The organism is Rhodospira trueperi, assembly GCF_900101965.1.
GTDB lineage: Bacteria > Pseudomonadota > Alphaproteobacteria > Rhodospirillales > Rhodospirillaceae > Rhodospira > Rhodospira trueperi.
In genome coordinates this window covers 127,150-139,873 of the sequence record NZ_FNAP01000001.1, presented here as the reverse complement: position 1 = coordinate 139,873, position 12,724 = coordinate 127,150, and the positions used below count along the sequence as shown (strand labels likewise).

The following is a 12,724-nucleotide window of genomic DNA, read 5'->3' as shown; positions in this document are numbered from 1 at the left end:
GCATCAGTGACGCAACCGAGGCGGCTGACCCAATCGCCGGCCGGACTTAGATTTCAATCATTGCCACGACGGCGCCGGCCGACTCGGCGTCCGTCCCTGGGAGGACCTTCCGCATGACCGTCAGCACCGAACCACAGACCGATCCGTTTGCCCTGGCCAAGGCCCTGAGCGGCCAACACCTGATCGACGGCCAGTTCGTCGCCGCCGCGTCCGGACGCGCCTTCGACGTCGTCAACCCGGCCACCGGCGCGGTCATCGGCCAAGCGGCGGACGGAGACGCCGCCGACGTGGACCGGGCCGTCGCGGCCGCCGCCCGTGCCCAGGCCGAGTGGAAAAAGATGCCGGCGCGCCAGCGCGGCAAGCTGGTGGCCCAGTGCGGCGCCCGGCTGGCGGAGCATGTGGACGAGCTGGGTAAGCTGATCGCCCTGGAGACCGGCAAGGCCCTGCGCACGGAAAGCCGGGTCGAGGCGTCGGTGCTGGCCGACATGTTCGTCTTCTTCGGCGGCCTGGGCTCCGAACTGAAGGGCGAGACCGTACCCTTCAACCCGAACATGATGACGGTCACGGCGCGTGAGCCGGTCGGCGTGGTCGGCGCCATCATTCCGTGGAACGTGCCCTTGTTGCTGATGGCGATGAAGATCGCCCCGGCCCTGGTGGCCGGCAACACGGTGGTCGTCAAGTCGGCCGAGGAGGCGCCGCTGACCGTGCTGCGGGTCATGCAGATCATGAACGAGATCCTGCCGCCCGGCTGCGCCAACATCCTGTCGGGCTTCGGCCCCGAGTGCGGCGGGCCGCTGGTGGCCCATCCGAAGATCGCCAAGGTCAGCTTCACCGGCTCTGTGGAGACCGGCCGCATCGTCGCCCGCGCCGCCGCCGACCGCCTGATCCCGGCGACGCTGGAACTGGGTGGCAAGAGCCCGATGATCATCATGGGCGACGCCGACCTCGACCGCGCCGTCGAAGGCGCGATCACCGGCATGCGCTTCACCCGTCAGGGGCAGAGTTGTACCGCGTCGTCCCGCATCTATGTCCACGAGTCGGTCCACGATGCCTTCGTCGAGAAGGTGCGCGCCCGCGTCGACGCCATGAAGATGGGCGACCCGCTGGACGAGGCGACCGATATCGGCACCATCATCTCGCCGCAGCAGTTGGAGAAGGTGCAGGGTTTCGTCGAGGCCGGGAAGAAGGCGGGTGCCACCTGCATCACCTGCTCGAAGATGCCGGAGGACGCCGCGCTGTCGAAGGGTCTGTTCCTGCAACCGGTCATCTTCACCGACGTCTCGCCCGACGCCGCGCCGGCCAAGGAGGAAGTCTTCGGCCCGGTGGTCTGCATCTTCAAGTTCAGCGACTACGAGGACGTTCTGGCCAAGGCCAACGACAGCGAATACGGCCTCGCCGCCACCATCTGGACCAGCGATCTGAAGACGGCGCTGGACGCCACCCACCGGCTGGAGGCCGGCTTCGTCCAGGTCAACCAGAACCTGGTGGTGCAGCCCAACCTGTCCTACGGCGGCGTCAAGAGCTCCGGCCTGGGCAAGGAAGCCTCGCTGGAATCCATGCTGGAACACTTCACCCACAAGAAGACCATTATCTTCAATATGGGGTGATGGCGGGACCGTTCACGGGGGTCGTTTGCGGGGTTCGGCCGCGTCGGTCGCCGAACCCCACCGGCCTCACACCATGTTGGGGTTCGCACCGCCTCACGCCATCCTTCATCCGCAGACCTGAGGTCCGACACATCATGTCGGCCATGGATAGTCCACCGGCCCGGCGGGCATGAGGATGTCGGACCTGTCGGGAGATTCGGAAACCAGATCCCTCGGCCACGGCCGTGTCGTGTGACTCCAAGCCACCCAGGCCGAAAGCGCGGCATCCCACTCGTGGTCACTGGCGAAGGATAGAGCCTTCTCCTTAAGGCCCAATTCGCCGCGCAGCCAGTCCGAGGCTTTCCTGGCGTCAAGACTGTCTGGCCAGTCTCTAGGATAGCGAGCCCGGGCCTTGGCGACGTACAGAACTTTTGGATGTGTTTCGAGCAGAGCGACATCAGGAAACGCCTGACGCAGACGCATGGCAAACGCCATCCCTTGCACGGCCATGGCCCCATAGAGTGAGTTGGCGCAAATCACGCTCTTCCGACAATCTGGGTATGTGTTTTGAAGCCAGCGGTCAGCCCCGCGCCAACCGCTCTTCTTCGTTTCCCAAAACAAAAGGGCATCCACCCCAGCAGCAATGATCGAGCCTGTACCGACCTGATCGCGGACCCACGCCATGGCATCGTCCACCGAGTCAACCGTCGCCACGCGGGCCTCGCGAAGTGCTGAGTGTTCCGCCACCAGGACCGCAACAGCGCTCTTCCCACCGGGATCAAAGCCAACAAAGACCGAACCTCGACCGGTGTGCATGGCTCCCCCTCATTCGAAGTCCGTTTTGATCCGTTCCGGTTCGGTGAAAGCTGACGGCCTCCTCCCCCCATCGGGGGGAGGTTGGGAGGGGGGCGTGTTGGTTTTCCCGTCGGTGTCGCTTTCCCCGTCAACCCCGCGCGTTCTCGATATCGACCCCACCCCAGCCCTCCCCTATCCAGGGGAGGGAGTCCGGGTGGCACCGACCGCCCGAACCGAGTGCTCCGGGATCGACAGGAACGAATCACCCGGAATCCGTATCACGACCTCGCCTCGCCCTCCCCCGACGGTGCGGCGCGCTCCGGGAAGCTCATTTCGACCGTCAGGCCGGGGTGGTTGTCCCGCAACTCCAGGCGGGCGCCGTGCAGTTCGGCCACCGCCGCCACCAGACTCAGCCCCAGGCCGGTGCCGGCGGTGTGGCGACTCTGCTCCAGGCGCACGAAGCGGTTCAGCACCGCGCCCCGGAACTGCTCCGGGATGCCCGGGCCGTCATCCGACACCACCATTTTCACCCGCCCCAGCGCCACGTTGACGAACACCGAGATATGGCCGCCCTCGGGCGTGTACTTGATGGCGTTATCCACCAGATTGGCGGCGGCCTGGGACAACAGGTGACGGTCGCCCAGCACGGTCGGGGGGTGATCGGCATAGGGCGGGGTATAGGTCAGGGTCTGCTCGCGTTCCTCGGCCACCGGCTCGTACAGTTCGGCCGTGCAGGCCACCAGTTCACTCAAATCGAGGACCTCGAAAGTCTCCTTGGCGTGACGCCCCTCGATGCGGGCGATGGACAGCAGCGCATTGAAGGTATGGAGGATGGAGTCGGTGTCCTCCAGCGCGCCTTCCAGCGAGCGCCGGTATTCCTCCAGGTCGGGTTTGCCGACCAGCGTGATCTCCAGGCGCGAGCGCATGCGGTTGAGCGGGCTGCGCAGATCGTGGGCGATGTTGTCGGTGACCTCGCGCATGGCCGAGATCAGCTTCTGCATGCGGTCGAGCATGCTGTTGAGATTGATGGCCAGCCGGTCGAACTCGTCGCCGCCGCCGGACACCGGCACCCGCCCCGACAAGTCTCCCTCCAGGATGGTGGCGGCGGTGCGGTTGACGGCGTCGATGCGCCGCAGCAGGTTGCGGCTCATGACGATGCCGCCGATCACCCCCAGCACGAGGGACGTCGCCAGGGCGAAGGCCAGCGATTGTTCCATGATCTGGGCGAAGCCGCTGCGTTCCGTCATGTCGCGCCCGACCAGCAGGCGCAGACCGTCCGACAGATAGACCAGCCGCCCCTGGACCGGCCACAGTTGGCCCGGTCGGTCCCCGGTGCCGGCGACAGTGAACCGCATCCAGCCGTTGCGATCTGGCGGCACATCCGGCCACTGGCGCAAGTTGCCGACGAGAGGTGCCCCGCCCGCCCGCGGCGCCAGGATGTAGATGTGGTGATAGCCCTGATAGCCGGCGACGCGGGTCTCGATGGCCGAGATCAGGGCCGGCGTACCGCCACGCCGGTGGACCTCACGCAAACCCGCCATCTCGGTGTTGATGGCGGTGACCGTCTGTTGGTCGATCAGGGCCGCCGTGGTCCAGTACACGAGCCCCAGCACCACCCCGGACAGCAACGCGAACACGACCGCCGAGATCAGCGCCAGCCGGAACACGGTGGTGCGGAACAGACGCGCCGTTGGGCTGGGCGGGCTAATCGGACTCGCGCAGGCAATAGCCCGCGCCCCGGATGGTGTGAATCAGGGGGCTGTCGAAGTCCTTGTCGATCTTCTGGCGCAGCCGGCTGACGTGGACGTCGATCACGTTGGTCTGGGGGTCGAAGTGATAGTCCCAGACGTTTTCCAGCAGCATGGTGCGGGTCACCACCTGCCCGGCGTGGCGCATCAGGTATTCCAGCAGGCGGAATTCGCGTGGCTGCAAGGTGATGGGCTTGCCGGCGCGGGTGACGTGGCGGCCAAGCAGGTCGAGTTCCAGGTCGCCGACCTGAAGCCGGGTCTGCTGGGTCTGCCCCTCGCCGCGCCGCAGCAGCGCCTCCAGCCGCGCCAGCAGCTCCGAGAACGCATAGGGCTTGGCCAGATAGTCGTCGCCCCCGGCGCGCAGCCCCTGCACCCGCGCGTCCACCTCGCCCAGGGCGGAGAGGATCAGCACCGGCGTCTGTTTCCCGGCCTTGCGCAGGGTCTCGACCACCGCCAGCCCGTCTAGGCGCGGCAGCATGCGGTCCAGCACGATGGCGTCATAGGGTTCGTTGGTGGCCATGTAGAGGCCGTCCATGCCGTTGTCGGCATGGTCCACCACATAACCGCTCTCGCGCAGGCCCTTGGCCAGGTAGGCCGCCGCCTCAGCATCGTCTTCGACAACAAGGAGTCTCATGGCGCGCACTATAGCGCCTCGGCGGCCGGCGGCAAGATGGGGGTGGTCCGTCACCGGGCCGGCGCACAACGCCCGCCCGGCGGAAACACTCAATCCCGCGCCTTCGAAAGATGGACCAAATCCCGGAGGCTGCGATGAATTTCAAACAGAACGATGATGGCTTCCGCGACCAGCCTGGAAACAATCGGCCCGGCGATGATCAGTGCCCAAGCGGTTACGCTGACTGATGCTGGAACCCTATATGAAGAACCTGTATCAAGAATATTGAACCCAAGCAGAACGCACGCAATAGACGCAAGAATCCAACCAACCTTAATGACGGCTGGAGTAATCATCATCTCAAAGTTAAAGAAACTGCGGTCTTCGCCAGATTTTTTGTTTAGCACAGGCGGCGCTAATCCCGACCTTTCCCATTTGTGAACAGCTTTTTTTCTTGCAATTTCCTCTTTTTTTCTGACCTTAACTCGTCTCCACTTGGAATATCGGCATTGGATGTCATTGCTTCCGTCCTCCGGCAGTGTTGCACGCGGTTCGGATCGTGAGCGAATATTCTCTGTAACACAAGGACTCGTTTCAGTAGGTCGGGTGCGGTCATACGTCCGACCTGATGAATCAATGCGTATCACGCCACGGATCTGGCTGGAAATGCGCAGGGTGCCGCAGAGTCGTGACGTCGATCCGCCGCAGCCATTTTCGTATTGTGCCCTGTCATTGCGAGCCCCCTTCGCAAGAAGGGGGCGCGGCAATCCAAGGCGAAAGAAGATTCTTCGCGCCCTGGATTGCTTCGCCCTCGTCAGACGACGAGGGCCCGCAATGACGTTGTCACTTGTTGGCGCCCTACCCCCGCAGCTCCCCGCCCGTCGCCTTCTTCACGGCGGCGACGATCTTCTTGCCGGCGGCGTCGATTTCCTCGTCGGTCAGGGTGCGTTCGGTCGGTTGCAGGGTGACGCACACCGCCACCGATTTCTTTCCGGCCTCCAGGCGGTCGCCCTGGTAGACGTCGAACACCGACACGCCCGCGATCAACGCCTTGTCGGCGCCCGTTGCGGCGCGCACCACGGACTCTGCGGCCACGTCCTCGGGCACCACGAAGGCGAAGTCGCGCTCCACCGGGTGGAACGGACTGGCGGCCAACAGCGGCCGCGCCTTGGTCGCCTTGGCCTTCGGCGCGGGCACAGCCTCGAGAAACACCTCGCAGGCCACCATGGGTCCCTTGACGTCCAGGGTCTTGAGCACACCCGGATGCACCTCGCCGAACCACGCCAGCACCTTCGGGCCAAGTTTCAGTGTGCCGGAGCGACCCGGGTGGTACCACGCCGGCGCCTCGGCGGCGGTCTGCAGGTTGTCGACCGGTGCGCCCGCCGCCGCCAGCGCGGCCAAGGCATCGGCCTTGGCGTCGAAGGCATCCACCGGGCGCGGCGGCGCGTCCCAATGGCGCGGCCCGCTCTGACCAGCGCGCAGACCGGCGGCCACCATGCGCTGTTCGCCCGGTTCGCCGCCCTGGAAGTCGGGGCCGACCTCGAACAGCGCCGCATTGGGCACCCCCCGGTCGGCGTTGCGCTGCGCCGCCGTGGCCAGATTGGGCAGGATGGACGGCCGCATGGCGTCCAGGTCGCTGCTGATGGGATTGGCGAGGTCCATGGCCGGCTGCCCGCCGCCGAACGCCTCGGCGTGGGCCTTGGGCAGGAACGACCACGTGACGCACTCGCTCAGGCCCCGCCCGGCCAGCGCCCGGCGCGCGGCGACGCGGCGAGTCTGCTCCCCGGTCAGCACCTGTTTGGGCATCGGATCGCGCGGCATCGACACGGTTGGAATGCGGTCGAAGCCGTGGATGCGCGCCACCTCCTCGACCAGATCATGCTCGGCCGAGATGTCCGGACGCCACGACGGGCGCAGCACGGTCAGCACGCCCTCGACATCCTGGGCCAGGACCTCACACCCCAGGTCCTCAAGGATCCGTCGGCAGGCCCGGCTGTCCAGGTTGACCCCGCACAGCGCCCGCACCCGCGCCGGGTCCAGCGGAACCTCGGTGCGCCAAGCGGGCGGCGCCCCGGCGATGAGCAAGTGCGACGGCTCGCCCCCGCACCAGTCCAGGATCAGGCGCGTTCCCAGTTCGGCGCCCAGAATGGCGCTTTCCGGGTCCACACCGCGTTCGAAGCGGTAGCGCGCGTCGCTGTCGATGCCCAGGCGGCGACCGGTGGCGGCGATGCGCCGGGGGTCGAACAGGGCGCTTTCGAGGAACACGTTGACCGTGCTTTCGGTACAGCCGGTCTCAAGTCCCCCCATGACGCCACCGATGCCCTGCGGCCCGGCCTCGTCACAGATGCCCACGTCCTCCGGCGTCAGGACGTACTCTTTCTCGTCCAGGGCCAGGATCGTTTCGCCCGGCCGCGCCAGACGCGGGTGGATGTGCCCCTTGAGTTTGTCGGCGTCGAACACGTGCAGCGGCCGCGCGAACTCGTAGGAAATGAGGTTCGTCACGTCCACCAGGGCCGAAATCGGCCGCAGGCCGATGGCCGTCAGGCGGTCCTTGACCCACTGCGGGCTGTCGCCGTTTTTCACGCCCCGGATATAGCGGCCGACGAACATCGGGCACGCCTCTTGATCCGCATCGGAGTCGTGGCGCACGGCGATCGGGCTGTCGAAGGTGCCCGGGACCGGCTCGACCGTGAGCGGTTTCAGCGTGCCCAGGCCGGCCGCCGCCAGATCGCGGGCCACGCCGCGCACACCCAGGCAGTCCGGCCGGTTCGGCGTGATCGCGATGTCGAACATCGGATCAAAGGTCATCACGTCGATCAGGCTGGCCCCCAGGGGCGCGTCCTCGGGCAATTCGATAATTCCCGAGTGGTCGTCACCCAAACCCAATTCGCGGGCCGAGCACATCATGCCCTGGCTCTCGACGCCCCGGATCTTGCCGGTCTTCAGCACCATCCCGCTTTCAGGAATGGTCATGCCCGGGCGCGCCAGCACCACCTTGATGCCGGCGCGGGCATTGGGCGCCCCGCAGATGATTTGCAGGTCGGCCTCGCCCGCCGTTCCCGTGCGCACGGTGCACAGGCGCAGCTTGTCGGCATTGGGGTGCTGCTCAGCGGCAACCACCTCGGCCACCGTGAACGGCGCCAGCACGGCGGCCGGATCCTCGACGGCTTCCACCTCCAGGCCGATCATGGTCAGGCGCTCGGCGATGGCCTCCACGGAGGCATCCGTCTCCAGGTGGTCCTTCAGCCACGACAGGGTGAACTTCATCGGCCGAGCCCTCCGTGCAGCGTGGGCACATCCAGCGCGGCGAACCCGTAGTGCCGCAGCCAGCGCAGGTCGGACTCGAAGAAGGTCCGCAGGTCGGGAATGCCGTACTTCAGCATGGCGATGCGCTCCATGCCGACACCGAAAGCGAAGCCCTGATAGCGTGTCGGGTCCAGCCCGCAGGCGACCAGCACGTTGGGATGAACCATGCCGCACCCCAGGATTTCAAGCCAGGCGTCGCCGGCACCGATGCGCAACTCGCCGCCCTTGCGTGAACAGCCGATGTCCACCTCCGCCGACGGTTCGGTGAAGGGGAAGAACGACGGCCGGAAGCGCATGGGCACGTTCTCGACCTCGAAATAGGCCTCGACGAACTCCTGAAGGCAGCCTTTCAGGTGCCCCATGTGGGTGCTCTCGTCGATCACCAGCCCCTCGAACTGGTGGAACATGGGGGTGTGCGTCATGTCGGAATCGCTGCGGTAGCAGCGCCCCGGCGCCAGAATGCGGATCGGCGGTTCCTGGCTCATCATCGTACGCACCTGCACCGGCGAGGTGTGCGTGCGCAGCACATGGCGGGACCCATCGGCGCGCGGCGGCAGGAAGAAGGTGTCGTGCATCTCCCGCGCCGGGTGGTCCGGCGGGAAATTCAGCGCGGTGAAGTTATGGAAGTCATCCTCGATGTCCGGCCCCTCGGCCACCGCGAAGCCCATCTGGCCGAAGATGGCCGCGACCTCGTCCCAGGTCTGACTGATGGGGTGGATGGAGCCGGCCCGCTCCGGCCGCGCCGGCAGGGTGACGTCGAGGCGTTCGCGGGCCAGCCGCGCGTCCAGTTCGACCGCCTCAAGCGCGGCCCTGCGCGCCTCGATGGCGGCGGCGATGGCGTCCTTGACGCGGTTCATCTCCTGACCGGCCGTCTTGCGGGTCTCCGGGTCCATCCCGCCCAGGGTCTTCATCAGGGCGGTCACCCGCCCCTTCTTGCCCAGGGCGGTGACCCGCACCTCCTCCAGCGCGCCCAGGTCCGGGGCGCCCTCGACGGCGGTCATTAGCTCGTCGCGCAGCGTGTCCAGGTCGTCCATGGATCCGTCCATCAGCGGATGAAGTTCAGGCGCGCAAGCGCCGACACGGGCGGTCGCATAGCACTCACGGACCGTGAAGAAAAGACCGCCCCCGGTCCGAGCGGATCGGCTATGCAATAATCGCATGGAATACATGCGAAAAGGGCCGCCTCCGGGATCGGGGACGGCCCTGAACGGGTCTGCGGAACAACACCTTAGCCGCGCGCCGCCTGGGCCTGCTGGCACAGCGACGCAAACGCCTCGGGCTCGTGCACGGCGAGATCGGCCAGCACCTTGCGATCCAGATCAATACCGGCCTTCTTCAGGCCGTCGATCAGCACGCTGTAGGTCAGGCCGTGCAGACGCGCACCGGCATTGATGCGCTGGATCCACAGGGCGCGGAAGTCGCGCTTCTTCTGGCGGCGGTCGCGGTACGCATACTGAAGGCCCTTTTCGACCTTCTCGATGGCGGTGCGGAAATTGGTGGAATTGCTACCGCGATAGCCCTTGGCCAGCTTGAGAATCTTCTTGTGGCGGGCCTTGTTCACGGTGCCGTTGACGGCGCGGGACATGGGTCACTTCCTCCTGACGAAACACGATCTCCTGGGGCACGACGGACGGCGGTTGGCGGATCGCCGATCAGCGGCCGTAGGGCAGGAAATTGCGCTTCACGATGGTGGTGTCGGCATCGGACAGAATAAAGGTGCCACGGGCCTGGCGCTTCATCTTCTGCGGCTTGTTGCGCAGCATGTGGCGCTTGTAGGCCACATTGGCGCGCACCTTGCCGGTGCCGGTCAGGCGAAAGCGTTTCTTCGCCGCGCTCTTGGTCTTCATCTTGGGCATTTTGTCTTGGTCCTGTTCTCGGCCCGTCCTGCGCGCGCGAACGCGGCGGCGGGCGGTATGTTTTCAGTCGGAACGGTCGGGCATGCCCTGGCGCGCCCCCGGTCTTAACCCGGGTCACGGCACGCCGCGCCACGCCGTTCGTTGTGCGGTGAAGGGCGGGTTTGTACCGCATCCGGCCATGCGGTGCAAGCACCGGCTGACGGTTTCGTCATGGCTCAGGGACGACGGGCCGGGATAAACCATCGAAGCTGGATCGCGCGAACCCGCCGGGCGTTATCTCTCTGCGGCGGTCACTCCGGCGCCCGCGTCTGCAACGCCAGGGCATGCAGATCACCACCCATCTTGCCCTTGAGCGCGGCGTAGACCATCTGGTGCTGCTGCACCCGGGTCTTCCCCCGGAAGGCCTCGGCCACGATGTTGGCGGCGTAGTGATTGCCGTCGCCGACCATATCGTCGATGGAGACCCGGGCATCGGGGAAGGCGTCCTTGATCATGCTTTCCAATGTGCCGGCATCCATGGCCATGGTCGGGAGCCTCCCTGTCCGTCGGTTGGTCGAAGGCCCTTACCCTAGAGCAGATCGGGATCAAATGGAACGTGTTCGCGAGACCATCTTGTCCGGATCCAGATTGACCCCGGATCGGGTCCAGCCCCCGATCAGATCCCCAAGGCCCGGCAGAATCGGCGCCGCGCCGTCCCCGGACACCACGCAGTTGCACCCCAGCCGCCGCGCCCGTCGGGCCCGGTCGCGCGCCTCGGACACCAGCCAAGCCTCCACCTCCGGCCCGGAGCAGCGGCGCGACGCCGCGCCGATACTCACCGTCATATGTTCCGCGACCACCGACTCGCCATGGGGAATCCGCAGCGCCGAAACCGCCTCGCGCATCGTTTCGCCAACGGCCCGGACCCCGCGAAGGTCGGTTTCCGGCAACAGACACGCCAACCGTTCGGCGGACATCCGCGCCGCCAGATCCGACGGTCGCCTGAGGTGTTCGACGACACACAGCGCAATACGCTGGAAACAGTCTTCCGCCGCGGCACCACCGTGCCGTTTCAGATAGGCCTTGAAAAAGTCGATATCGATGAAGAGCAGCCCCAGTTGGCCGTCCGTCCGCCGCAGACGTCCGCTTTCCCGACGCAGCACGCTGTCGAAAACCCGCCGGCTCGCCACGCCCAGCCTGCGCTCGATCCCAACGACGTGAGCGACCTCGTTTCGTAGCATGCGCAGTTCGAGCAGAAGCTCGATCCGGGCCCGGAGCACGCGGGGATCGACACTAGCGGGAATGACGTCGCTGGCGCCGTGCTCCAACCAGTCCGCCGGATCGCGGGCCGACGCCGATTCGTTGCTGTCGGCGTTATCCTCAGGGACAACGACCAGAATGGGAACCGAGCCAAGGCTGTCATGGCCCCGCAACGCGGCGCAGGCCTGAGCGACATCCTGACCGGCCAGATGACTGACGCCGGCCTCGTCCACACCCAGCACGATCAAATCCGGCCGCAAGGCCAAGATCGAGTCCCGAACCCCGCCTCCCGCACGATCATCGGTGTCGGACAGAACATGCACGTCCCGGGTCTCCCCCAGAACACCACGAACCGCCGGCTCGTCCAACAGCCCGCGACCGACCACCACAATACGCGCAGAGTCCACAGGCCCGCCCCCCAACGGCAGTGTCTTGAGGCCAGCACACACTCAAGTCATTCGATCACGGTGAACCTGAAAAAAGGTCGCCCGAAACAGATCAAACGTCAACATGCAATTGCATGGGGTCGACCCCAACCCTCGTGGAGATAATACCCCGGGCGCCGGGAGAGACCAACAAATAACTCAAACGTCCACTCGCAATCAGGCCATTTCCTTCGGCACGCCCTGAGGATCGTCCGCCGACCCATCGATATATGATCCCTGTTCATGGTCCTCTGCCAGCCCCGACGGATCCTGGTGGATCAGGATGTCGGCGCCGGGAAAGGCCTCATGAATCCGGGTCTCAACCTGTTCGGCGATGACATGCGCCGCCCACAGCGTCAGGTCACGGTCCATTTCCAGATGGAGCTGGATGAAACGGTGCGGCCCCGAGGACCGGGTCCTCAACTCGTGGGCATTCATCACCTGGTCGTGGCTGCGCGCAATATCGAGGATGCGCAGCCGGTCGGACTCGTCGAATTCCCGGTCCATCAGATAGTTCAGGGAATGCCGCAGAACCCTCCAGGCGTTGAACAGCAGATACCCGGCGATCACGATGGTAAAGGCCGGATCGGCCCAGTTCATGTCGCCCCGAGAGACCAGAACCAGCGACACGATGACGCCAACATTGACCAGAACATCGCCGGCATAGTTCAGAGACTCGGCCTGAATGGCCACCGACCCGGTGCGTCTGACCACGAAACGCTGAAAGGTCACCAGAGCCAGGCTCAGGATGATCGACAGGACCATGATGCCGATGCCCACCCCGGAGTGCTCGACAGGTTCGGGGTGCAGGAGCCGCGAGACGGCCTCGCCGGTCAGGAACAGGGCCGACCCGCCGATGAAGGCCGCCTGGGCCAGCCCGGCCAGCGGCTCGGCCTTGCCGTGCCCGAACCGGTGGTCGTGGTCGGCCGGCTCGAGAGCGACACGCACCGCAAACACGTTCAACAACGACGCGGCGGCGTCGAGGACGGAATCGACCAGGGTGGAGAGCAGCGACAGCGAACCCGTCAGGCTCCACGCCACCATCTTCACCAGGATCAGGGTGCAGGCGGTGGTCACGGCCGCATAAGTCGCCAGGCGCATGAGGCGTTCTTTGGACGGGCCTTGTTTTGCCTCGCCTGCCATACCCGCGTCACTC

The 12,724-nt window shown here is 65.9% G+C and carries 12 protein-coding genes; 1 reads left to right on the top strand and 11 read right to left on the bottom strand.

Annotated features, from left to right (window positions below; all coding sequences use genetic code 11):
• The first annotated feature begins 113 nt into the window (after positions 1-113).
• Complete coding sequence (locus tag BLS85_RS00675) at positions 114-1,607, top strand: aldehyde dehydrogenase family protein (RefSeq protein ID WP_092780610.1); 1,494 nt, start codon at positions 114-116, stop codon at positions 1,605-1,607.
• A gap of 132 nt (positions 1,608-1,739) precedes the next feature.
• Here the strand turns inward: BLS85_RS00675 and BLS85_RS00670 are convergent, their stop codons facing one another.
• From BLS85_RS00670 to BLS85_RS00625, 11 genes are all read right to left on the bottom strand, one after another.
• Positions 1,740-2,402, bottom strand: coding sequence for a DUF429 domain-containing protein (locus BLS85_RS00670; RefSeq protein ID WP_092780607.1), 663 nt, complete (start codon positions 2,400-2,402; stop codon positions 1,740-1,742).
• Positions 2,403-2,659: 257 nt separating this feature from the next.
• Positions 2,660-4,048, bottom strand: coding sequence for a sensor histidine kinase (locus BLS85_RS00665; protein WP_092780604.1), 1,389 nt, complete (start codon positions 4,046-4,048; stop codon positions 2,660-2,662).
• A 37-nt stretch (positions 4,049-4,085) separates the two neighbouring features.
• The gene (locus tag BLS85_RS00660; protein ID WP_092782036.1) at positions 4,086-4,763 is read right to left on the bottom strand and encodes a response regulator transcription factor; all 678 of its coding nucleotides are present in this window, start codon (positions 4,761-4,763) and stop codon (positions 4,086-4,088) included.
• 89 nt (positions 4,764-4,852) lie between these two features.
• Positions 4,853-5,389, bottom strand: a complete 537-nt coding sequence (locus BLS85_RS18535) for a DUF4282 domain-containing protein (protein ID WP_143027038.1) — start codon at positions 5,387-5,389, stop codon at positions 4,853-4,855.
• A 211-nt stretch (positions 5,390-5,600) separates the two neighbouring features.
• Positions 5,601-8,009 carry a phenylalanine--tRNA ligase subunit beta gene (gene pheT, locus BLS85_RS00655; protein ID WP_092780601.1) on the bottom strand — a complete coding sequence of 803 codons (2,409 nt, stop codon included), beginning with the start codon at positions 8,007-8,009 and terminating at the stop codon, positions 5,601-5,603.
• A complete protein-coding gene (gene pheS / locus BLS85_RS00650) occupies positions 8,006-9,082 on the bottom strand; it encodes a phenylalanine--tRNA ligase subunit alpha (RefSeq protein ID WP_092782033.1) in 1,077 nt (358 codons plus the stop codon). The genes pheT and pheS overlap by 4 nt, the downstream gene beginning before the upstream one ends.
• A gap of 194 nt (positions 9,083-9,276) precedes the next feature.
• Positions 9,277-9,633, bottom strand: a complete 357-nt coding sequence (rplT, locus tag BLS85_RS00645; protein ID WP_092780598.1) for a 50S ribosomal protein L20 — start codon at positions 9,631-9,633, stop codon at positions 9,277-9,279.
• A gap of 67 nt (positions 9,634-9,700) precedes the next feature.
• Positions 9,701-9,904, bottom strand: a complete 204-nt coding sequence (rpmI, locus tag BLS85_RS00640; protein WP_092780595.1) for a 50S ribosomal protein L35 — start codon at positions 9,902-9,904, stop codon at positions 9,701-9,703.
• A gap of 290 nt (positions 9,905-10,194) precedes the next feature.
• Positions 10,195-10,428: a BolA family protein gene (locus BLS85_RS00635; protein WP_092780592.1), complete on the bottom strand. Its 234-nt coding sequence runs from the start codon at positions 10,426-10,428 to the stop codon at positions 10,195-10,197.
• 60 nt (positions 10,429-10,488) lie between these two features.
• The gene (locus BLS85_RS00630; protein ID WP_143027037.1) at positions 10,489-11,550 is read right to left on the bottom strand and encodes a diguanylate cyclase domain-containing protein; all 1,062 of its coding nucleotides are present in this window, start codon (positions 11,548-11,550) and stop codon (positions 10,489-10,491) included.
• A 195-nt stretch (positions 11,551-11,745) separates the two neighbouring features.
• Positions 11,746-12,669, bottom strand: coding sequence for a cation diffusion facilitator family transporter (locus BLS85_RS00625; protein ID WP_092780586.1), 924 nt, complete (start codon positions 12,667-12,669; stop codon positions 11,746-11,748).
• Positions 12,670-12,724 lie beyond the last annotated feature (55 nt).

Coding starts and splice junctions, on each gene's coding strand:
- BLS85_RS00675 (WP_092780610.1), top strand. CDS start 114: ATGACCGTCAGCACCGAACCACAGACCGATCCGTTTGCCCTGGCCAAG.
- BLS85_RS00670 (WP_092780607.1), bottom strand. CDS start 2,402: ATGCACACCGGTCGAGGTTCGGTCTTTGTTGGCTTTGATCCCGGTGGG.
- BLS85_RS00660 (WP_092782036.1), bottom strand. CDS start 4,763: ATGAGACTCCTTGTTGTCGAAGACGATGCTGAGGCGGCGGCCTACCTG.
- pheT (WP_092780601.1), bottom strand. CDS start 8,009: ATGAAGTTCACCCTGTCGTGGCTGAAGGACCACCTGGAGACGGATGCC.
- pheS (WP_092782033.1), bottom strand. CDS start 9,082: ATGGACGACCTGGACACGCTGCGCGACGAGCTAATGACCGCCGTCGAG.
- rplT (WP_092780598.1), bottom strand. CDS start 9,633: ATGTCCCGCGCCGTCAACGGCACCGTGAACAAGGCCCGCCACAAGAAG.
- rpmI (WP_092780595.1), bottom strand. CDS start 9,904: ATGCCCAAGATGAAGACCAAGAGCGCGGCGAAGAAACGCTTTCGCCTG.
- BLS85_RS00635 (WP_092780592.1), bottom strand. CDS start 10,428: ATGGCCATGGATGCCGGCACATTGGAAAGCATGATCAAGGACGCCTTC.
- BLS85_RS00625 (WP_092780586.1), bottom strand. CDS start 12,669: ATGCGCCTGGCGACTTATGCGGCCGTGACCACCGCCTGCACCCTGATC.